Origin of the sequence: uncultured Citricoccus sp. (assembly GCF_937871995.1) — a bacterium.
Lineage (GTDB): Bacteria > Actinomycetota > Actinomycetes > Actinomycetales > Micrococcaceae > Citricoccus.
Genome location: NZ_CALMQR010000007.1, coordinates 1 through 20681, shown reverse-complemented (window position 1 = coordinate 20681; position 20681 = coordinate 1). Strand labels below are relative to the sequence as shown.

The following is a 20681-nucleotide window of genomic DNA, read 5'->3' as shown; positions in this document are numbered from 1 at the left end:
GCCGCCGGGGCGGGTGCGGGACGGGACCGGACGACATGGGACAATCGAGGACATGGCTGAACAGACCCCGGGCACAGACACGCCCGTTTCCCCGACCCCCGCCGTGACCGTTCCGGACAAGCCCGCCCTGGAGGGCCTGGAGGACAAGCTCTCGGCCCGCTGGCGCGCCGAGGGCACCTACGCCTTCGACGAGGACACCGTCCGGGGTGAGGTCTACTCGATCGACACGCCCCCGCCGACCGCCTCCGGTTCGCTGCACGTGGGCCACATGTTCTCCTACACCCAGACGGACGTGCTGGCCCGCTACCAGCGCATGACCGGCAAGAACGTGTTCTACCCGATGGGCTGGGACGACAACGGACTGCCCACCGAGCGCCGCGTGCAGAACTACTACGGCGTGCGCTGCGACCCGACGAAGCCCTATATCGAGGGCTACCGCCCCCCGGAGAAGCCGGCGAAGAACCAGCGGGACTGGGACGTCGTCTCCCGCAGGAACTTCATCGAGCTGTGCGAGGAGCTCGCGGTCGAGGACGAGAAGGTCTTCGAGGGGTTGTTCACCCGCCTCGGGCTGTCCGTGGACTGGTCTCTGACCTACCGCACGATCGACGACACCTCCCGGTCCGTCTCCCAGCGCGCCTTCCTGCAGAACCTGGCCACGGGCGACGCCTACCTGGCCGAGGCCCCCACCCTGTGGGACGTGACCTTCCGCACCGCCGTGGCCCAGGCCGAGCTCGAGGACCGCGAGGTCCCCGGCGCCTACCATCGGTACCCGTTCACCACCGCGTCCGGGGAGCAGGTCTACATCGAGACCACCCGGCCCGAGCTGCTGCCGGCCTGCACCGCCCTCGTGGCCCATCCCGACGACGAGCGGTACCAGCCGCTGTTCGGCACCTTCGTGACCTCTCCCCTGTTCGAGGTGCCCGTGGAGGTCAAGGCCCACCCGCTGGCACAGCCGGACAAGGGCTCCGGCATCGCCATGGTGTGCACCTTCGGCGATCTCACCGACGTCACCTGGTGGCGCGAGCTGCAACTGCCCACCCGCACCGTGGTCGGCCGTGACGGCCGGTTCCACGCCGAGACCCCGGAGTGGATCACCACCGAGGCCGGCCGCGAGCACTACGCCGCCCTGGCCGGCAAGACCGTGTTCTCCGCCAAGGAGACCGTCGTCGCCGCCCTGACCGAGGCCGGACTGATGGACGGCGAGCCGAAGAAGATCATGCACGCCGTGAACTTCTACGAGAAGGGCGACAAGCCCCTCGAGGTCATCTCCTCCCGCCAGTGGTACATCCGCAACGGCGGACGCGACGCCGAGCGTCGCGAGAAGCTGGTGGCACGCGGCCGGTCCCTGAACTGGCATCCGGAGCACATGCGGCACCGGTACGAGAACTGGGTGGAGGGCCTCAACGGTGACTGGCTGGTCTCCCGCCAGCGCTTCTTCGGGGTCCCCATCCCGGTCTGGTACCCCCTGGACGAGCACGGCGAGCCGGACTACGAGCACCCGATCCTGCCGTCCGAGGACCAGCTGCCGGTGGACCCGGTGGCCGAGCCGGCGCCCGGTTACGAGGAGTCCCAGCGCGGGGTGGCCGGAGGGTTCACCGGCGATCCGGACGTGCTCGACACCTGGGCGACCTCCTCGCTGACCCCGCAGATCGTGGGCAAGTGGGGACGGGACGAGGCGTTCTTCGGCAAGGTCTTCCCGTTCGACCTGCGCCCCCAGGGCCACGACATCATCCGGACCTGGCTGTTCTCGACCGTGGTCCGCGCCGATGCCCTCAACGACTCCGTGCCGTGGCACCACACCGCCCTGTCCGGCTGGATCCTGGACCCGGACCGGAAGAAGATGTCGAAGTCCAAGGGCAACGTGGTGGTCCCCACCGACGTGCTGGACGAGTTCGGCTCGGACGCCGTCCGCTACTGGGCCGCCTCCGCCAAGCTCGGCGCGGACACCGCCTATGAGGTCGCCCAGATGAAGATCGGGCGCCGGCTGGCCATCAAGCTGCTGAACGCCTCCAAGTTCGCGCTGAACCTGGGTGCCACCGAGCGGGACGTGGTCTCCCGCGCCGAGTCCGCAGAGGTCATCACCAACGCGCTGGACCGCTCCCTGATGGTCCGCCTCTACGACACGGTGGCCCAGTCCACCCGTGCCTTCGAGGCCTACGACTACGCGCGGGCGCTGAACCTGACCGAGTCCTTCTTCTGGCAGTTCACGGACGACTACGTGGAGCTGATCAAGGACCGTGCCTACGGGGGCCACGGCGAGGCCGAGCAGGCCTCCGTGCGCGCCACCCTGGCCACCACCCTGGACGCGCTGCTGCGCCTGCTCGCCCCGTTCCAGCCCTTCGCCACGGACGAGGTCTGGGGCTGGTGGCGCACCGGCTCCGTGCACCGCGCCCCCTGGCCGGGACTGCCCGCCGAGATCGCGGGCATCGAGGCGGCCGCCACCGGTGCCACCGCTGACGTGCTCACCACAGTCGCCCTGGCGCTCGGCGGCATCCGGAAGGCCAAGTCCGAGGCCAAGGTGAAGCAGCGCACCGAGGTGCTCTCCGCCGTCGTGACCGCCCCGGAGAGTCGCCTCACCTCGCTGCGCGGCGGGCTGGCGGACCTCAAGGCCGCCGGCAACGTCCAGGAACTGACCCTCACGGCCGGCACCCCGGCGGAGGACGCGGACGTCTCGGTGTCCGAGGTCCGGCTGGCCGCGGCCGTGGAGGCCTGACAGCCAGCCTAGACACCACAGACAGTAGGAGCCCGGACCTGATGGTCCGGGCTCCTACTGTCTGTGCTGGTGGCGCCGAGGCGTGCTGTGGTTGCTCCATCGGCGCAGGTCGGCGGTTCAGCCCGGGCGACGACCGCGACGCTGCCACTCACCGGTCATCGCGCACGTGCTCAATCGAATTGCGGCTTGGTGGTGCGGGAACGCTTGATCTCGTAGAAGTACGGGAACTCGGCCAGGGCCACCGCGCCGTCGAACATCCGGCCGGCTTCCTCACCGCGGGGAATACGGGTCATCACGGGGCCGAAGAAGGCGGTGCCGTTGAAGGCGACCACCGGGGTGCCGACCTCATCACCCACCTGGTCGATGCCCTCCTGGTGGGACTCGCGCATCTTCTCGTCCAGGACATCAGTCCTCGCGGCGTCGAGGATCCCGGCGTCCAGACCCAATTCCGCCAGCGCTGCGGCGATGACGGCCTCGTAGTCCTTGTTCCCCTCGTTGTGCACGCGGGTGCCGACGGCGGTGTAGAACTTCCCGAGGACCTCGTCCCCGTGGCGGTCCCAGACCTGGGTGGCGGCGCGGGCCGGCAGCCAGGCCCTGTCCATCGCCTCCAGGTACCCCGGGTCCAGGTCGCGACCCTCATTGAGCACGGACAGGGACATGATGCGCCACCGGACGCTGATCGGACGGACCGCCTCGACCTCGTGCATCCAGCGAGAGGTGATCCACGCGTACGGGCAGGTGCAGTCGAACCAGAAGTCGACGGTCTGGACGTCGGCGGTGCCCTCGTCGAGCTCCTCGGTGCGCGGATCGGTCTTCAGGTCAGTCACTGTGCTCCTCTTCGCCGTCAGACCACGGCGATCGGTGGGGGTGGGTCTTCCAGGCGCAACCGTATCTCAGGCGGACTTATTCCGGCGCTTGCGCTGGACTTCCTGCGAGATGAGGGTCGGTTCGGCGCCCTCGCGGACCACGTCCCCGGTGATGACCACCGTGGCGATGTCCTCGCGGGAGGGCAGGTCGAACATGACGGGCTTGAGGACCTCCTCCATGATGGAGCGCAGCCCGCGGGCGCCGGTCCCCCGGTCCTCCGCCTGGTCCACCACGGCGTCCAGGGCGTCCTGGTCGAACTGCAGTTCCACGCCGTCCATCAGGAACATCTTCTGGTACTGCTTCAGCAGCGCGTTCCTCGGCTCGGTGAGGATGCTGATGAGCTGCGCGTGGTCGAGGTTGTCCACCGTGGTGATGACGGGCAGGCGACCGATGAACTCCGGGATCAGCCCGAACTTCAGCAGGTCCTCGGGGCGGACGTCCGCGTAGGACACGTCCCGCTTGCCGATGGTGTTCAGCGGGGCGCCGAAGCCGATGCCCTTGCTGCCGGCACGGGAGGCGATGATGTCGTCCAGACCGGCGAACGCACCGGCCACGATGAACAGCACGTTCGACGTGTCGATCTGCAGGAACTCCTGGTGCGGGTGCTTGCGGCCACCCTGCGGGGGGACGGCGGCCGTGGTGCCCTCGAGGATCTTCAGCAGGGCCTGCTGCACGCCCTCACCGGAGACGTCCCGGGTGATGGAGGGGTTCTCGGACTTCCGCGAGATCTTGTCGATCTCGTCGATGTAGATGATGCCCTGCTCGGCCTTCTTGACGTCGTAGTCCGCGGCCTGGATGAGCTTGAGCAGGATGTTCTCCACGTCCTCGCCCACGTATCCGGCCTCGGTCAGTGAGGTCGCGTCCGCGACGGCGAAGGGGACGTTGAGCTTGCGCGCCAGGGTCTGTGCGAGATAGGTCTTGCCGGAGCCGGTGGGTCCGACGAGCAGGATGTTGGACTTGCCGACCTCGACGTCGGCCAGCTCCGAGTCCTCACCGTGACGGTCCAGCAGGGAGCTCTCCTTGGTCTGCTGTCCGGTGCGGATGCGCTTGTAGTGGTTGTAGACGGCGACGGCGAGGGACCTCTTGGCCTCGGTCTGGCCGATCACGTACTCCTCGAGGAAGTCGTAGATCTCCCGCGGCTTGGGCAGCTCGACCTCGGCGGTCTCGGCGACCTCGGAGAGCTCCTCCTCGATGATCTCGTTGCACAGCTCGATGCACTCATCGCAGATGTAGACACCGGGGCCTGCGATCAGTTTCCTGACCTGCTTCTGGCTCTTTCCACAGAATGAGCACTTGAGCAGGTCAGCGCTCTCGCCGATGCGGGCCATACGGGGTTCTCCTCGTTAGGGGGTGGGATCCTGCCCGGATCCCGAGGTACTGCCATTACAGCTTAGGGGGTGGACGGGCTAAGCCGGTGGATTGCAACGGCGGCCCCCACCCTGGCCGCGTGGGCGCTGCAGGGTGGGGGCCGCCGTCGGGAACCTCAGCGGAACCGGACCGGAGCGCTGCCGCCGGTCAGCTGCTCAGCTGCGGCTTGGTGATCTTGCGGGACTCCAGCACCTCGTCCACGAGGCCGTACTCCTTGGCCCCGGCGGCCGAGAGGAACTTGTCCCGGTCGATGTCCTGGCGCACCTGCTCGGCGGTCTTGTCGGTATGCGCGGCCAGCGTCTCCTCCATCCAGGTGCGGATGCGCAGCAGCTCCTCGGCGTGGATCTGCAGGTCCGTGGCGGTGCCGCGGTCCCCGCCCATGGACGGCTGGTGAATCAGCACGCGGGCGTTGGGCAGCGCCAGCCGCTTGCCGGGGGCGCCGGCGGCCAGCAGCACCGCGGCGGCCGAGGCGGCCTGGCCCAGGCACACGGTCTGGACCTCGGGACGGATGAACTGCATCGTGTCGTAGATCGCCGTCATCGCGGTGAAGGAGCCACCCGGCGAGTTGATGTACAGGGTGATGTCCCGCTCGGAGTCCATGGACTCCAGCACGAGCAGCTGGGCCATGATGTCGTCCGCGGCGGCGTCGTCCACCTGGACGCCGAGGAACACGATGCGGTCCTCGAACAGCTTGGCGTAGGGGTCCTGCCGCTTGAAGCCGTAGGGGGTGCGCTCCTCGAACTGGGGCAGGATGTAGCGGTTGCTCGGGACCGGCTGGCCGGCACCGGAGGGCATTCCGACGGGGAACTGGTGGTTCATCTCTGGTCTCTCCTGGGCGAAGGGTCTGTGGGAGTCGGGCGGACGGTCTCGATCCGGGGGATCAGGAGTTGTCCACGCCTCCGCCGCCGGACACGGTGCCGGCACGTTCGGCGATGTGGTCGAAGAACCCGTACTCCAGGCCCTCCTGGGCGGTGAACCACTTGTCCCGCTCGTTGTCCTTGAGGATCGTGTCCACGGTCTGGCCGGTCTGTTCCGCGGTGAGCTCGGCCATGACCTGCTTCATGTGCAGGATCAGCTGGGCCTGGATGCGGATGTCAGACTCCGTGCCGCCGATGCCGCCGGAGGGCTGGTGCATCAGGATGCGGGCGTGCGGCGTGGCGTAACGCTTGCCCTTGGTCCCGGAGGACAGCAGGAACTGGCCCATCGAGGCGGCCATGCCGGTGGCCACGGTCACCACGTCGTTCGGGATGTACTTCATGGTGTCGTAGATCGCCATGCCCGCGGTGATGGACCCACCCGGGGAGTTGATGTACAGGTAGATGTCCTTCTCCGGGTCCTCGGCGGACAGCAGGAGCATCTGGGAGCAGATGGCGTTCGCGTTCTCATCCATCACCTCGGAACCGAGCCAGATGATGCGTTCCTTGAGCAGGCGGTTGTAGATGTAGTCCTCGCGGGCCGCCGGGTCAACCGACGCCATACGGGGAGCAGTGGACGATGCGGACATGGCGCCCTGCCTTCCTTCTGATGGACTTCAGGTGTCCACCGGATACACCGGTGGCACGGGTCTTGATCAGAGACTACTGGCCCCGCACCCCACCCGGGTCCTTCTGACCCGGCTGTTCGCTGTTGGCGTGCAGTCCCGACGCCGCCCCGCACGGCCGGCAGAGCAGCGGAGCCGTGCGGGGCGGTGCGCAGGATGCCCGGGCCCCCGGACCGATGGTCCGTGGGCCCGGGCATCCGGGTGATGGCGGGCAGTCCGGCCCGGCCAGGGGTCACCTGCCGGGGGTCACCCTGCCGCGCAGGCGACGCCCCGGAAGGCTCAGGCCTCCGTGGGCTCGGCCTTCTCCTCAGCCTTGGCGGCGGTGGACTTGGCCGGGGCCTTCTTCGCCGGGGCCCTCTTGGCGGGAGCCTTCTTCGCCGGGGCCTCCGACTCCTCGGCGGAGTCCTCGGCCTGGGCGGCAGCGGACTTCGCCGGGGCCTTCTTGGCCGGGGCCTTCTTCGCCGGAGCCTTCTTGGCGGGGGCCTTCTTGGCCGGGGCCTCGGACTCCTCCGCCTCTGCGTCATCTGCCGTGGCGGCGGCGGACTTGGCCGGGGTCTTCTTGGCGGGGGCCTTCTTGGCGGGGGCCTTCTTGGCCGGAGCCTCCTCGGCGGCCTCGGCCGGCGACGGGGCGGAGTCAGCGCTGTCGGCGGAATCCGCCGAGTCAGCTGAGTCGGCAGAGTCAGCGGATTCCGCCGACTCAGCGGCGTCGGCCTCGACGGCCTCGGCACCACCCGGGGTCACGAAGGCGGTCAGGTCCACGGCATTGCCCTCGGTGTCGGTGACCTCGGCGTACTCCAGGACCTTGGCCAGCGCCTTGCGGCGGCGGACCTCGCCCATGATCATCGGGACCTGGCCGGCCTGGTCCAGCATCTGCGCGAACTGGTTCGGGTCCATGCCGTACTGCTGGGAGGTGGAGATGATGTACTCGATCAGCTCACCCTGGTCCACGCCGATCTCCTCGGCGTCCGCGACCTTGTCGAGGATGATCTCGTTGCGGAAGGCCTCGCGGGCGTTCTGCTCCACCTCGGCGCGGTGCTCCTCGGTGTCGTGGTCGTCACCCTCGGCGTGGCCGCCCTGGGCGAAGTGCTGCTCGACCTGCTCGGTGACCACGGAGTCGGGCACCGGGACCTCGACGAGCTTGACCAGCTCCTCCAGGACCTTGTCCCGGGCCTCGATGCCCTGACCGGTGACGGCGCCCTCGGCGGCCTTGGCCTTCAGGTCGGCCTTCAGCTCCTCGATGGTGTCGAACTCGGACGCCAGCTGGGCGAAGTCGTCATCGGCCTCGGGCAGCTCGCGCTCCTTGACGGAGCCCAGGACGACCTTGACGGTGGCCTTCTCGCCGGAGTGCTCGCCACCGGCCAGCGTGGTCTCGAAGACGGCGTCCTCGCCGGCGGAGAGGCCCTCGAGAGCCTCGTCCATGCCGTCCAGCATGGTGCCGGCGCCGACCTGGTAGGACAGGTCCTCGGCGTGGTCGACCTGCTCGTCGCCGATGCTGGCGGTCAGCGTGATGGTGACGAAGTCGTCCTGGGCGGCGGGGCGGTCCACGGCCTTCAGGGTGCCGAAGCGGGAGCGCAGCTCGTCCAGGGCCTTCTGCTCGTCCTCCTCGGAGGCCGCGGCGGGCTCCACGGTGACCTTCAGACCCTTGTAGTCCGGCAACTCGATCTCCGGGCGGATGTCCACCTCGACGGTGAACTTCAGCGGGCCCTCGGCATCGCCGTCGACACCGGGCATCGAGGTGACCTCGACCTCGGGACGGGCCATCGGGGTGGTCTCCGTCTCGATCAGCGCCTGCTGGTAGAAGTCGTTCAGACCCTCGTTGACGGCGGTCTCCACCACGTAGCCACGCCCGATGCGCTGGTCGATGATGCGCGCCGGAACCTTGCCCTTACGGAAGCCGGGGACCTGGATCTGGTTGGCCACGGTCTTGTAGGCATCGTCCAGGCGTGGCTTGAGGTCCTCGAAGGGGACCTCGACGTCCAGCTTGACCCGGGTCGGGCTGAGGTTTTCTGCGGTGCTCTTGACCACTTAGGACTCCTGTGTGGATTGCTTGTCTCGTCTGATGGGCACTTCTCGTTGCCCGGCCGCCGGGCATCCGGTGAATCAGGCCCCACCGGGGGCCATGACGTCGGGGTGACAGGATTTGAACCTGCGGCCTCACGCTCCCAAAGCGCGCGCTCTACCAAGCTGAGCTACACCCCGCAGACGGCCCTGGCCGTTTCTGGCCAGAGACCAGTGTACGCATTCCCACGCCATGGTCCGCATTCCGGCGACCTCCGGGGCCCGGCGGCGGTACGCCTGCCGCTTTGCGGCGTCGCCTCGATCCTTGGTACGCTCTACCACGCTGTTCCCGGCCGATGTGGCGGGATGCGGCGCCGTGGGGATGTAGCTCAATGGTAGAGCCCCAGTCTTCCAAACTGGCTACGCGGGTTCGATTCCCGTCATCCCCTCCACTGCCGGCAAGGGCCCCGACCGCACAGGTCGGGGCCCTTGCCGCGTTCCGGGCCCGTGCCCGCAGCGCGCCCCGCCGGACAGTCCCAGGCCCCTGCCCCCAGGGAACTCCCGTCCCGCTGAATCAGTATTGACTTATATAAGTTCGGGTGAAACCTTGGGTCCATGCACGCACTCGACGTCCTCGGCGACCCGGTCCGGCGGCGCATCCTCGAGATGCTCGTCGACGGGGAACTGAGCGCGGGCGAGATCGGCGCCGTGATCCAGGAGGAGTTCGGCATCAGCCAACCCGCGGTCTCCCAGCACCTGAGGGTGTTGCGGGAGCACGGCTTCGCCTCCGTCCGGCCCGAGGGGACCCGCCGGCTCTACGCCGTGCGTGCCGAGGGCCCCCGGGAGGCGAGCCAGTGGCTCAGCGCCTTCGAGCGGTTCTGGCAACCCCGGCTCGACGCCCTGGGCACCGAGCTGGCGCGCGGGAGGCGGGACCGGCGGCTCGCGGCCGAGCGTGACCCCGGGGAACACCCCGGGGAGGACCCACCCAGCAAGGAGAGATGACATGGTCGACGTCCAGTCCCAATTGGCAGCCGTGACGCGGGGCATCCACACCGAGGACCGCGAGGGGGAACCCTCCCACGTCCAGACACTGGAACAGGCCTACCCGGCGCCGATCGACGACGTCTGGGAGGCCGTGACGACCGCGGATCGCATCAGGCGCTGGTTCCTGCCCGTCACCGGAGAGCTGGAGCCCGGCGGACGCTATCAGCTGGAGGGCAACGCCGGCGGAGAGGTGCTCGAGTGCACCCCGCCGACCGGAGGCACTGCGTCCTACCGGATCACGTGGGAGTTCGGCGGGGGCGTCTCCTGGGTGACCGTCCGGCTGACGGCAGAGGGCGAGCGGACCCGGTGCGCGATCGAGCACGTGGCCCGCGTGGCCGACATGCCCGCGGGGATGTGGGATACCTACGGCCCCGGGGCCACGGGCGTCGGCTGGGACGGTGGGCTGCTCGGGCTGTCACTGCACCTGGGGGCCACCGAGGGTTCCCTCTCCCCCGGCGAGGCGGAGGCGTGGGCCCTCACGGACGAGGGCAGGTCGTTCTACCGCGGCTGCGCCGACGGATGGGCCGCGGCCCACGTGGCGGACGGCGCCGATCCGGAGCACGCCGCGAGGAACGCCGATGCCACCTACGGGTTCTACACCGGGGCGGGCGGATGACCGGCCGAGGCGGTGTGCCGGTCAGGACGCCTGGCAGCGCGGGCACCAGAACAGGTTCCGCGCCTGCATCTGCGTCACCCTGACCTCGGCGCCGCACACCCGGCAGTCCAGTCCCTCGCGCTGGTACACGTAGTACGCGTTGTCGGGCCACAGGGGCGCCGGTCCGCCGTCAGGGCCCACCGCGTCCCGGTGTGCCGGGTCCGTGGTGATGATCCGGCCGACCCGGACCCCGTCGGCCATCAGGTCCACCAGGTCGTCCCACAGCCGCACGCCGTCCTCCTCGCCCACCCTCCGTCCGGGCAGCCAGGGGTCGAGCCGGGCGCGGAAGAGGGACTCGGCCCGGTAGATGTTCCCGACGCCGGCCAGGACCGACTGGTCCATCAGCAACTGGCCCAGGGCCACGGAGCGGCGGGACAGCCGCTCCAGGAACGCCCCGGGGCCGGTACCGGTCACGAGGGGGTCCGGTCCCAGTCGCGCGACGACGCCCTCGGCCTCGCCGGGGGTGATCACCTCGCAGGCACTGGGTCCTCGCAGGTCCGCCCAGCCATGGGCGGACACCAGCCGCGCCCGGACCTGGCCCACCGGCTCCGGCGGACCGGAGTACGCGCGGGCCCCGCCGTCGTCGGGGGTCTCCGTCTCCCCCATCCTCCGCGGCGCGCCGATCGAGGAGGCGCCCCGGAAGGTCTCGTCCCCGCCGAAGCTCCAGGCCCCGTAGAGCCCCAGGTGCACGCGCAGCACCAGGTCCACGTCGAAGTCGAGGAACAGGTGCTTGCCGTGGGCCCGGGCGTCCACGAGGACGGCGCCGTCGAGTCGCCGTGCGCCGTCGGTGAAGCGTCCCTGCGGCGAGCTCACCCGCAGCCGTTCACCGCCGAAGACGTCCCCGAACTGGCGGGCGAGGCGGTGGATCGAATGGCCCTCAGGCACGGGCAGGCCTCCCGGTCAGTCCTGCACCTCGCCGGTCGACTCGTAGTGCGCGATCTTGCCGATGCGGCGCACGTGGCGCTCATCGCCGGAGAACGGCTCGGCGAGGAAGGCCTCGATGAGCCCGGTGGCCTCCTCCAGGGAGTGCTGGCGGCCACCGACGGCGATCACGTTCGCGTCATTGTGCTCCCGGGCCAGCCGGGCGGTCTCCAGGTTCCACGCGAGCGCGGCGCGGACACCACGGACCTTGTTCGCCGCGATCTGCTCACCGTTGCCCGAGCCGCCGAGCACGATCCCGAGCGCCTCGACGCCGGACCGCTGGTCCACCACCACGGCCTGGGCCGCGCGGATGCAGAACGCCGGGTAGTCGTCCTGCGGGTCATAGGACTGCGGCCCGTGGTCCACCATCTCGTACCCCTGCTCCCCGAGGTGACGGATGAGGTGGGCGCTGAGCTCGAGGCCGGCGTGGTCGGTGGCGATGTGGACGCGCATGGACTGCTCCTGGGGGACGGACGGGTGGTTCGGGCCAGCGATCAGCCTAGCCCTATCCTCACGATGGTGGCCGATGGCACAATGACCACGATAGCCAGCAGTCCTTTCACAAACCCGTTCCCGACCGGAGGTCCCGTGTCCAGCCAGAACATCACCCGTGCCGAGGCCCAGCAGCGTGCTCAGGCCCTGTCCGTGGAGTCCTACGACGTCGTCCTGGACGTCACCCTCGACGGCGACCACTTCCGCTCGACGACCACGGTCACCTTCACGGCGGCGCCCGAGGCGGTGGGGGGCAGCACGTTCATCGACTTCGTCTCCAGCCAGGCGCCCACCGTCACCCTGAACGGCACCGGGCTGGCCGCGGACGCCTTCGACGGCACGCGCATCACGGTGGGTCCGTTGGCCGAGCACAACACGCTGGTGGTGGACGGGCTGGCGGACTACATGAACACCGGCGAGGGCCTGCACCGCTTCGTGGACCCGGTGGACGACGAGACCTACCTGTACACGCAGTTCGAGGTCCCGGACTCCCGGCGCATGTTCGCGGTGTTCGAGCAGCCCGACCTCAAGGCGGCCTTCGCCTTCACGGTGACCGCCCCGGACCACTGGAGCGTCGTCTCGAACTCCCCCACGCCCGAGCCCGTCCGGGCCGCGGAGGGCACCGCCATGTGGTCCTTCTCCCCCACCCCGCGGATCTCCTCCTACATCACCGCCCTGATCGCCGGACCGTACCGGTCCGCCCACTCCGAGCTGACCAGCGCGGACGGCCGCACCATCCCGCTGGGCGCCTACTGCCGCGCCTCCCTGTTCGAGCACCTGGACGCCGAGAACATCTTCGAGCTCACCCGCCAGGGCTTCGAGTTCTTCGAGGCCCAGTTCGGCACCCCCTACCCCTTCGAGAAGTACGACCAGCTGTTCGTGCCCGAGTTCAACGCCGGGGCCATGGAGAACGCCGGGGCGGTGACCTTCCTGGAGAACTACGTCTTCCGCTCCACGGTCACCGAGGCGATGATCGAGCGCCGGGCGATCACCGTCCTGCACGAGCTGGCCCACATGTGGTTCGGGAACCTGGTGACCATGCGCTGGTGGAACGACCTGTGGCTCAACGAGTCCTTCGCCGAGTTCATGTCCACGCTGGCCGCCGCCGAGAACACGCGCTACACCGGGGCCTGGACCACGTTCTCCTCGATGGAGAAGAACTGGGCCTACCGACAGGACCAGCTCTCCTCCACCCACCCCATCAAAGCCGAGATCCGGGACCTGGAGGACGTGCTGGTGAACTTCGACGGCATCACCTACGCCAAGGGCGCCTCCGTGCTGCGCCAGCTGGTGGCGTGGGTCGGCCAGGAGAACTTCATGGCCGGGGTGCGTGAGTACTTCGGCAAGCACGCCTGGTCCAACACCGAGCTGCCGGACCTGATGCGCGAGCTGGAGGCGTCCTCCGGCCGGGACCTGTCCGAGTGGACCCACCAGTGGCTGGAGACCTCCGGGGTCAACACCCTCACCGTGGAGGTGGACGGCGAGGAGTCCGACGACGGTGCCATCACCTCCCTGCGCCTGCGCCAGTCGGCGCCGGGAGACGGCCGGCCCGGTGACTCGATCCTGCGCCCGCACCGGATGGCCGTGGGGTTCTACTCCGCCGACGACTCGGGGCGCCTGGTGCGCACCGACCGCTTCGAGCTGGACGTGGACGGCGAGGTGACCGAGGTGACCGAGGCGGCCGGCAGGCCGCGCCCGGACCTGATCCTGCCCAACGACGACGACCTGGCCTACGCCAAGATCCGGTTGGACTCCGCCTCCTGGCAGACCGCCTCCACGCGGCTGAAGGACGTGGCCGAGTCCCTGCCGCGCACCCTGCTGTGGGGTGCTGCCTGGGACGCCACCCGGGACGCCGAGGCCACGGCCGGCTGGTTCACCGACCTGGTGCTGGCCAACATCGGGCATGAGCGGGACTCCTCGGTGGTGCAGACCCTGTTGCGCCAGTTGGCCACCGCCCTGTCCCAGTACGCGGCCGCATCCCACGCCCCGGCGATGCGCGAGTCCGCCGCCACCCGTCTGCTGGAACTGGCCCGGGCCGCGGAGCCGGGGTCGGACCACCAGTTGCAGTTCGTCAAGGCGTTCGCCCTGCACGCCCGGTCCGACGCCCAGCTGGACACCCTCGCGGCCCTGCACTCGGGTGCGGAGGAACTGGCCGGGCTCGACCTGAACACCGACCTGAAGTGGGAGATGCTCACCGGGCTCGCGGCCGGCGGCCGCGCCGGGGAGGCCGAGATCGCCGCGGCCGAGGCCGCCGACCCCACGGCGACCGGTGCGCTGGCCGCGGCCCAGGCCCGCGCCGCCGTCGGGACCACCGAGGCCAAGCAGGCCGCGTGGGAGCAGGTGGTCTCCGGGTCCCTGTCCAACACGACCCAGCGCAACGTGATCCTCGGGTTCAACCGCGTGCACGACCCTGCCCTGCTGGCCCCGTTCGCCCCCCGGTTCTTCTCGACCGTGGAAGGACTGTGGTCCTCGCGGTCCCACGAGATGGCCGAGTCCGCGGCGGTCGGGTTGTTCCCGGGGGCGCAGGTCTGCCAGGACACCATCGACGCCGCGGACGAGCTGGTGGCGCGGTCGCAGGCGGAGCAGCCGGCGCTGGCCCGGACCGTGGCCGAGTCCCGGGACGAGACGGTGCGCGCCCTCGCGGCGCGGACGGTCGACGCCGCCGCGCGGGGCTGACCAGCGTACGGCCCCGGGGCGCCCCGTGCGGGTGACCCGGGCCGTCCTGACCCACCGGTGCCTGATCGGTGCCGGTGCTTGACCGGCGCCGGCGGGTCAGGAGAGGCGGACGGTGGTGGCGGAGTGGCCGAAGCCGACGATGTCGTCCCGGCCGTCGCCGTTGACGTCGCCGAGGAGCCGCGGGTACCGGTCGGGGGACCACCCGGCGTCGTACCCGAACTCGGTGGTCAGCCGCTGCGGACCGAACAGGAAGTCGTCGTCCCCGTAGGCCACGTAGGTGCCCGCGCTGCCGAAGCCCACCACGTCCCCGATCCCGTCGCCGTTGACGTCGGCCGTCGTCCGGGGGTGGCGGTCCACCCGCCACCCCTGGGCGTAGCCGAAGCTGCGCAGCTCCAGGGACGGTGGCTGGAACTTCGGCTCCCCGGGGTCGTAGGGCCGCGAGTAGGCCGCGTAGACCCCCTGTGCCCCGAACCCGATCAGGTCGGGCAGCGCGTGGCCGCTGATGTCGTCGACCATCCGCGGGTGGCGTTCCACCCGCCAGCCCTGGGCGTACCCGAAGTCCCGGACCTCCAGGGCGGGTCGGGTGAAGGTATCGCCAGCCGCGGAGAAGTAGGAGACGTACACGCCGGCGTCACCGAAGCCGACGATGTCCGACGTCCCGTTGCCGTCCATGTCCGCGAGCAGTCGCTCGTGCTTCTCCACCCGCCAGCCGCGGTCGTAGCCGTAGCTGTCGATCCGCTTGCCGGTCCCGGCGAAGGTGCGGTTGGCCAGCCCGTGGGAGATGGTCACCCCCGAATGGCCGAAGCCCACGATGTCCGCAGTGCCGTTGCCGTTGAGATCGGCCAGCAGACGCGGATGCGCTCCCACCCTCCAGCCCTGCTCGTACCCGAAGTCACGCACCTTCAGTGCCGCGCGGGTGAAGGACCCGTCGGGCTGCGCGTAGGAGACATGGACCCCGGCATTCCCGAAGCCCACGAGGTCACCGCGCCCGTCGCCGTCGACGTCGGCGACCGTGCGCACGTGCCGCGCGTTGGACCACCCCTGGTCGGTGCCGAAGCTGCGGATCTTCAGGCTCGGGGTGCTGAACGTCCCGTTGGCCCGGCCGTGGGCCACGTAGACGCCCGCCCCGCCGAAGCCGACCACGTCCGCGCGGCCGTCCCCGTTGACGTCGGCCAGCTCGCGCACGTGCTGGTCCACCCGCCACCCCCGGTCGTAGGAGAACATCGGCTGGGAGGCCGCGTGGGCGGGCCCGGCGAGGACCACTCCCGCCACCGCCAGGACCGCCGCACAGGTGCCGCCCGCCACGCGGCTGAAGATCGAGCGCCTCATCATGAACCCCCGGACGATGCTGGAACGGTGCGGGGATTCTAGGCCCGGGAGCGTGCTCCGGAGAAGGACTCCGCTGCGCCCGGGTCCCCGGCGGCGAGGACGCGCTGCTCCCCGGCGTAGATGACGAACCGCTCACCGCGCACGAAGCCCGCCAGCGTCATGCCGGCCTCCCGGGCCAGGTCCACCGCGAGCGAGGACGGCGCGGAGACCGAGGCGAGCATCGGCACCCCCGCCATCAGGGCCTTCTGGGTGAGCTCGAAGCTGGCGCGGCCGGAGACCATCAGCACGTGCCCGGACAGCGGGAGCATGTCCTGCAGCAGGGCCCAGCCGAGCACCTTGTCCACCGCGTTGTGCCGGCCGACGTCCTCCCGGACCGCCACCAGCTCGCCGGTGGCGGCATCGAACAGGCCGGCGGCGTGCAGTCCGCCGGTGCGGTCGAAGACCTTCTGGCGCTCCCGCAGCACCTCGGGCAGGGACAGCACCGTCTGCTCCGTCACCGTCATCGGATCCTCGGCCACGGGATAGCGCGTGGTGGTGCGCACGGAGTCGATGCTGGTGCGGCCGCACAGCCCACAGGCGCTGGTCATCAGCACGTGGCGTTCCAGCGCCGGGGCGGGTGCCGCCACGTGCGGGGCCAGCACCACGTCCACCGTGTTGTCCGTCTCCTCGGCCCCGGGCCCGAAGTCCCGTCCGCAGTAGCGGATCGAGGACACCTCGGAGGCCTGGCCGATCAGCCCCTCGCTGAGCAGGAAGCCCACGGCCAGGGAGAAGTCCTCAGTGGGGGTGCGCATGGTCACCGCCAGCCGTCGTCCGTTCACCCGGATCTCCAACGGTTCCTCCGCGGCCAGCACGTCCGCCCGCGCCTCGCGCCGACCGTCCTTCACGCGCACCACCCGGACCCGCGACTCACTCCTGCTCATGCACCCATGATCCATCCCTGCGGTGGTGCGCCGCCACCGGGAGCCACCCCGGCCCGGCGCGGACCGGTACCCGGGACCTAGGCGGAACCGGTGACGCGGTCCGCGAACGCCGCGGTCCGGGCCGGGTCCAGCACCGCCGCCGGATGCGGCCCGGCGGCCAGCAGCGCCGAACGCAGGTCCTCGAGGTCCGTGCGTGCGAGCGCACCGCCCGCTGCCAGCACGGCGTTACCGGTCTCCAGCCGGTCCAGCAGCGTCGCGTCGGCCAGCAACCAGGCCCCGGAGAGTCCCGCGTCGGTGGCCGCGGCCTCCAGCGCCCGGGCCTGCCGGGCCAGGAACCGCAGGCCGGAATCGTCGCCGATGTTCACCAGCAGCACCCCCTGGCCGCCGAGGCGGTCCAGCAGTTCGCCGTAGAACTCCTCGCCCGTGAGGTGCGCGGCGGCGTCCACCCCGGTGTAGATGTCCAGCACGATCGCGTCGAACGGCTCCGCGTCCAGCCCGGCGAGCTCGGTGCGGGCGTCCCCCGTCACGACCGTCAGTTCCGTCCCCTCGGGCAGGGGCAGTTCGGAGACGACGAACGAGGGCAGTTCGCGGTCTAGGTCCACGACGGTCTGGACGGAGCCGGGGCGGACCGCCTGCACGTAGCGCGGCAGGGTGAGCGCTCCGGCGCCCAGGTGCAGGATGCGGATCGCCCGGGCGGCCGGCCACCCGGCGTCGAGGACGTTGGCCATCCGGCGCAGGTACTCGTACCGGATCCGGGTGGGGTCGGCCAGGTCCACGTGGGACTGGACCTGCCCGCCGATCTCCAGGACCCTGCCGTCGTCGTGCTCGTCCGGGATGATCCGGGCCCGCTCACCGGACACGCTCAGCTGGATACTGCGGCCCGCGGGACCGGGGGTGTCAGGGGGCGTCATGGCCTCAGTGTGACAGACCGGCGATCGACCAGGCGGCCGTCGACCATCTCGACCACGCGGTCGCAGTGGTCCAGGACGTCGTGGTCGTGGGTGACCATCACGCCGGCGATCCCGCGCTGGTGGCACTGGCGGGCCAGCAGGGCCACGATGTCCTGGCTGCGCCGGCGGTCCAGCGCAGCGGTCGGCTCGTCCACCAGCAACAGGCTGGGTTGGTTCACCAGGGCCCGGGCGATGCCCACGCGCTGGCGTTCCCCGCCGGAGAGCTGTCCCGGGCGATGGCCCGCCCGGTGCCCCATGTCCACCGCCTCGAGCAACGGCGCCGGGTCGAAGGACCGGGACCGGCCGCCGCGGTGGGCGATCCGGCGGGCCAGCCGCAGCTGGTCGGCTGCGGTGAGGGCCGGGACGAGGTTGCCGGACTGGAAGACGAAACCGAGGTGGCGCCGCCGGAACGCGGCCAGCTGCCCCTGTCCGCGCAGGCCGGCCAGGTCCTGCCCGAGCACCTCGACGACGCCGGAGGTCGGTGCGGCCAGTGCTCCCGCGACGGCCAGCAGGGAGGACTTGCCGGCCCCGGACGGGCCGATGACGGCCACGAACTCCCCGGGGGCGACGCTGAGGTCGACGTGGTCGAGGGCGCGGACCTTCTCCCCGCCGTCACCGACCTCGAGGGTGACGTCACGCAGGTGCAGGCCGAGGCTCCCGGCCGGGCCCGGGGCGGACCGGTCCTGTGCGGGCTCGCGGTGGTGGTCGACGGTGGTGCTCATCGGTTGCCTCCCAGGGCAGAAATCGGTTCGATGCGGGTCACGCGCAGCACGGCCACGGCCGCGCCGACGAGTCCCAGCAGGATCGTCAGCGCCGAGGCGACGGCGATGGGCTGGGCCTCGAGGGCGAACGGCATCCCCTCGGGCATCAGCGAGCCGAGCCCGACGCCGGCCGCGACGCCCAGGGCGGTGAAGGACACCAGCAGGATGGAGGCCTGGGCCAGGCCGTCACGCAGCAGGTATCCGGCCGAGGCGCCCAGGGCCCTCAGCACGGCGAGCTCGTGTCCGCGCTGGATGGTCCAGACGGTGAAGAAGGCGCCGACCACGAGGGCCCCGATGGCGTACAGGAAGACCTGGATCATGCTCAGGGTCATGGTCTCGGCCTGGTACCCGGGAGAGGCGTTGAACGACTCCTCCAGGGACAGGGTGGTCGTGGTGGCCGCCGCGTCCCCGGCGGCGAACGCCTCGGCCGAACCGACCGCCAGCTCCGAGCCCTCCGCCCCCTGCAGGGCGATGACCGAGGCCTGGTCGAAGTCCAGGGCGGCCAGGTGCGCGTCGGTGGGAGCCGCCCCGTCCGGGGCCTGGCCGGCGGCGATCAGCTGCCAGGTGGCCAGGGGAAGGTAGGCGATGTCCACGTGGCCGAAGGTCGCCTGGCCCTCGGTGAAGCCGACGACCTCGAGTTCGGTGTTGATCCGGTCCAGGGTGATGACGGTGCCGAGGTCGATGCCCTCGCCCCGCAGGCTCTCCGAGACCACGATGCCGGCCGGCCCGTCCAGGGCGCCGCCGTCAGCCGCCTCGGGGGCCAGGAACCCGTCCGGTTCCACACCGAACATGGTGAGGTCGACCTGCTGCCCGTCGTCGGTGACGGCGTTCATGATCGAGGTGCCCATGAGTTCTGCCTCCGCCACGTCCGGCTGGCCGCGCCAGGCGGCGAGCTGGTCGGTGTCCACGACGGACCGGGAGAAGGCGTTGTCGGTCTTGGTGCCCTCATCGAAGGCGAAGGCGGAGACGGGCAGGGACTTCAGCCCCGAGACCCCGTCGTTCACGAGTCCGGAGGAGAGGCCGGAGAGCAACACCATGAGGATGGCGATGAGGCCGATGACCAGGCCCATCAGGCTGAAACGGCCACGGGCGAAGGCTAATTCGCGCAGTGCGAGGAACATGAGGAAGGAGTCCTTCAGTCAAGTATGCGACAGAGTGTCGAGAAGATATCGACAGTGTGTCATGAAGACTGGCTGCACCGGAAATCCGGATCCCGCCTCGGCGGAAGCCCCGCCCGGGCATCCCTCCTCGAGCCCGTCAGTCGATCGTTCCCCGCCCGCCGCACTCGCGCACCATGGGCCCCAGGACCACCTGCAGGTGCCTCAGGGCCGCCTCGAGGTCCTGACCGGACTCCAGCAGCAGCGTGGCACCGTGGACCACCGCGTTGACCAGCTCGGCGACCTGCTCCGGGGACTCGACCTCCAGCCGCTCCAGCGTCTGCACCAGGGGCTGCTGGACCTCCCGGTGCATCCGCGCGGCCTGTTCGTCCAGCTCCTCCCCGGGAGCCAGCGCCGCCAGGGCGCTGCCCACCGCGTGCGCCCCCTCCGCGACGAGCGAGACGTTCGCCGCGGCATAGGCCATGAGCCGGTCGGCCTCGGTGGGGGCCTGGTCCATGGCGCCGGAGATCCGTTCGGTCCAGCGCGGGTAGACGTCACGGACCATGGCCTGCAGCAGCTCCTGCTTGGACGTGAAGTACTGGTAGATGCTGGTGCGGGCGAGCCCGGCGCGTTGGGCGACCTGGGACAGGGAGGGCGCCTCCCCCGTCTCCGTCAGCAGGTCATGGGCGGCGTCCAACAGGGCTCGCTCCCGGGCGGCGCGATGCTCCGCAACGGTGGGTTCGCTGATGCGTGGCATGAGTCCACACCCTACTCCGGCCGCCCTCGACGCCCCGCCCCCAGCGCGTCACGGAGCCACTCCCCGTCTTTTCGACAGCGCGTCGGCATCTCTGTAGGCTGGCTGACCATGGACTTCCTGCATTCCGCCTCCCTGTTCCTGCACATCCTCGGCGCCGCCGCCCTCCTCGGCGGCTGGTTGGCCATGTTCCGTCGGCCCACCGTGTCCTCGTGGCAGCACCTCGGTGCGTGGGTGCAGTTGGTCACCGGCGTCCTGCTGGTCGGCCTGCTCGAGATGAACGACGACGCCGGCCCGGTCAACCACGCGAAGATCGCCGTCAAGCTCGTGGTGCTCCTCGCCGTCCTGGTGGCGGCCGTGATGGGTCGCCGCCGCGTCCGCCGGGGACAGGACGTCTCCACCGGCATGGCCCACGCCGTCGGCGGGCTCACCCTGGTCAACATCGCCATCGCCGTGTTCTGGTGACCGGGACCGGATGGAGGCCCGGTGCGAGCTGAGCCGCCCACGGTTCGGCCGGACCCGGCTCAGCGCACCAGACCGTCCCAGAACCGACCGGAGTAACCCATGCAGCCCATCAACCTGCAGCTGGCCAGCTA

General features: G+C 70.5%; 18 protein-coding genes and 2 tRNA genes. 6 read left to right on the top strand and 14 right to left on the bottom strand.

Annotated elements, in window-relative coordinates; all coding sequences use genetic code 11:
- The first annotated feature begins 52 nt into the window (after nt 1-52).
- Complete coding sequence (valS, locus tag Q0283_RS00345; protein WP_183525277.1) at nt 53-2713, top strand: valine--tRNA ligase; 2661 nt, start codon at nt 53-55, stop codon at nt 2711-2713.
- Between the two features lie 170 nt (nt 2714-2883).
- On the opposite strand, the gene Q0283_RS00340 is transcribed toward valS, so the two are convergent.
- From Q0283_RS00340 to Q0283_RS00315, 6 genes are all read right to left on the bottom strand, one after another.
- Complete coding sequence (locus Q0283_RS00340) at nt 2884-3531, bottom strand: DsbA family protein (protein WP_183528300.1); 648 nt, start codon at nt 3529-3531, stop codon at nt 2884-2886.
- 75 nt (nt 3532-3606) lie between these two features.
- On the bottom strand, nt 3607-4908 hold the full coding sequence (clpX, locus tag Q0283_RS00335; protein WP_183525275.1) for an ATP-dependent Clp protease ATP-binding subunit ClpX: 1302 nt from the start codon (nt 4906-4908) through the stop codon (nt 3607-3609).
- Between the two features lie 187 nt (nt 4909-5095).
- Complete coding sequence (locus tag Q0283_RS00330) at nt 5096-5767, bottom strand: ATP-dependent Clp protease proteolytic subunit (RefSeq protein ID WP_010144762.1); 672 nt, start codon at nt 5765-5767, stop codon at nt 5096-5098.
- Between the two features lie 61 nt (nt 5768-5828).
- Nucleotides 5829-6425, bottom strand: coding sequence for an ATP-dependent Clp protease proteolytic subunit (locus Q0283_RS00325; RefSeq protein ID WP_040386285.1), 597 nt, complete (start codon nt 6423-6425; stop codon nt 5829-5831).
- 342 nt (nt 6426-6767) lie between these two features.
- A complete protein-coding gene (tig, locus tag Q0283_RS00320; protein ID WP_183525272.1) occupies nt 6768-8513 on the bottom strand; it encodes a trigger factor in 1746 nt (581 codons plus the stop codon).
- 100 nt (nt 8514-8613) lie between these two features.
- Nucleotides 8614-8687 (bottom strand) — tRNA-Pro (locus Q0283_RS00315).
- A 177-nt stretch (nt 8688-8864) separates the two neighbouring features.
- Here Q0283_RS00315 and Q0283_RS00310 point away from each other — a divergent pair.
- The 3 genes from Q0283_RS00310 to Q0283_RS00300 all read left to right on the top strand — a co-directional run bounded on the left by Q0283_RS00310 (nt 8865) and on the right by Q0283_RS00300 (nt 10146).
- A tRNA-Gly gene (locus tag Q0283_RS00310) sits at nt 8865-8938 on the top strand.
- A gap of 163 nt (nt 8939-9101) precedes the next feature.
- The gene (locus tag Q0283_RS00305) at nt 9102-9488 is read left to right on the top strand and encodes a helix-turn-helix transcriptional regulator (protein ID WP_183525269.1); all 387 of its coding nucleotides are present in this window, start codon (nt 9102-9104) and stop codon (nt 9486-9488) included.
- A 1-nt stretch (nt 9489) separates the two neighbouring features.
- Entirely contained in the window at nt 9490-10146 is a 657-nt protein-coding gene (locus tag Q0283_RS00300) for an SRPBCC domain-containing protein (protein WP_183525266.1), read from the top strand.
- A gap of 21 nt (nt 10147-10167) precedes the next feature.
- Here the strand turns inward: Q0283_RS00300 and Q0283_RS00295 are convergent, their stop codons facing one another.
- Both Q0283_RS00295 and Q0283_RS00290 read right to left on the bottom strand, forming a co-directional pair.
- On the bottom strand, nt 10168-11070 hold the full coding sequence (locus Q0283_RS00295) for an Fpg/Nei family DNA glycosylase (protein WP_183525263.1): 903 nt from the start codon (nt 11068-11070) through the stop codon (nt 10168-10170).
- 15 nt (nt 11071-11085) lie between these two features.
- Entirely contained in the window at nt 11086-11559 is a 474-nt protein-coding gene (locus Q0283_RS00290) for a ribose-5-phosphate isomerase (RefSeq protein ID WP_010144769.1), read from the bottom strand.
- Nucleotides 11560-11694: 135 nt separating this feature from the next.
- On the opposite strand from Q0283_RS00290, the gene pepN reads away from it, so the two are divergent.
- Entirely contained in the window at nt 11695-14274 is a 2580-nt protein-coding gene (gene pepN / locus Q0283_RS00285; protein ID WP_183525260.1) for an aminopeptidase N, read from the top strand.
- A gap of 96 nt (nt 14275-14370) precedes the next feature.
- Here pepN and Q0283_RS00280 read toward each other — a convergent pair whose 3' ends face one another.
- From Q0283_RS00280 to Q0283_RS00255, 6 genes are all read right to left on the bottom strand, one after another.
- A complete protein-coding gene (locus tag Q0283_RS00280; protein WP_298041898.1) occupies nt 14371-15606 on the bottom strand; it encodes a VCBS repeat-containing protein in 1236 nt (411 codons plus the stop codon).
- 35 nt (nt 15607-15641) lie between these two features.
- The gene (gene fdhD / locus Q0283_RS00275; RefSeq protein ID WP_040386286.1) at nt 15642-16523 is read right to left on the bottom strand and encodes a formate dehydrogenase accessory sulfurtransferase FdhD; all 882 of its coding nucleotides are present in this window, start codon (nt 16521-16523) and stop codon (nt 15642-15644) included.
- 77 nt (nt 16524-16600) lie between these two features.
- Nucleotides 16601-17434 (bottom strand): spermidine synthase, encoded by an 834-nt coding sequence (locus Q0283_RS00270; RefSeq protein WP_298041896.1) that lies wholly within the window; start codon nt 17432-17434, stop codon nt 16601-16603.
- Nucleotides 17431-18195: an ABC transporter ATP-binding protein gene (locus Q0283_RS00265; protein ID WP_183525251.1), complete on the bottom strand. Its 765-nt coding sequence runs from the start codon at nt 18193-18195 to the stop codon at nt 17431-17433. The genes Q0283_RS00270 and Q0283_RS00265 overlap by 4 nt, the downstream gene beginning before the upstream one ends.
- On the bottom strand, nt 18192-19355 hold the full coding sequence (locus Q0283_RS00260) for an ABC transporter permease (RefSeq protein WP_298041895.1): 1164 nt from the start codon (nt 19353-19355) through the stop codon (nt 18192-18194). Before Q0283_RS00260 ends, Q0283_RS00265 begins: the two co-directional genes overlap by 4 nt.
- Before the next feature lie 136 nt (nt 19356-19491).
- Nucleotides 19492-20088 (bottom strand): TetR/AcrR family transcriptional regulator, encoded by a 597-nt coding sequence (locus tag Q0283_RS00255; protein WP_298041893.1) that lies wholly within the window; start codon nt 20086-20088, stop codon nt 19492-19494.
- 108 nt (nt 20089-20196) lie between these two features.
- Here Q0283_RS00255 and Q0283_RS00250 point away from each other — a divergent pair, with 108 nt between their 5' ends.
- Nucleotides 20197-20550, top strand: coding sequence for a hypothetical protein (locus Q0283_RS00250; protein WP_183525242.1), 354 nt, complete (start codon nt 20197-20199; stop codon nt 20548-20550).
- Nucleotides 20551-20681: the final 131 nt, after the last annotated feature.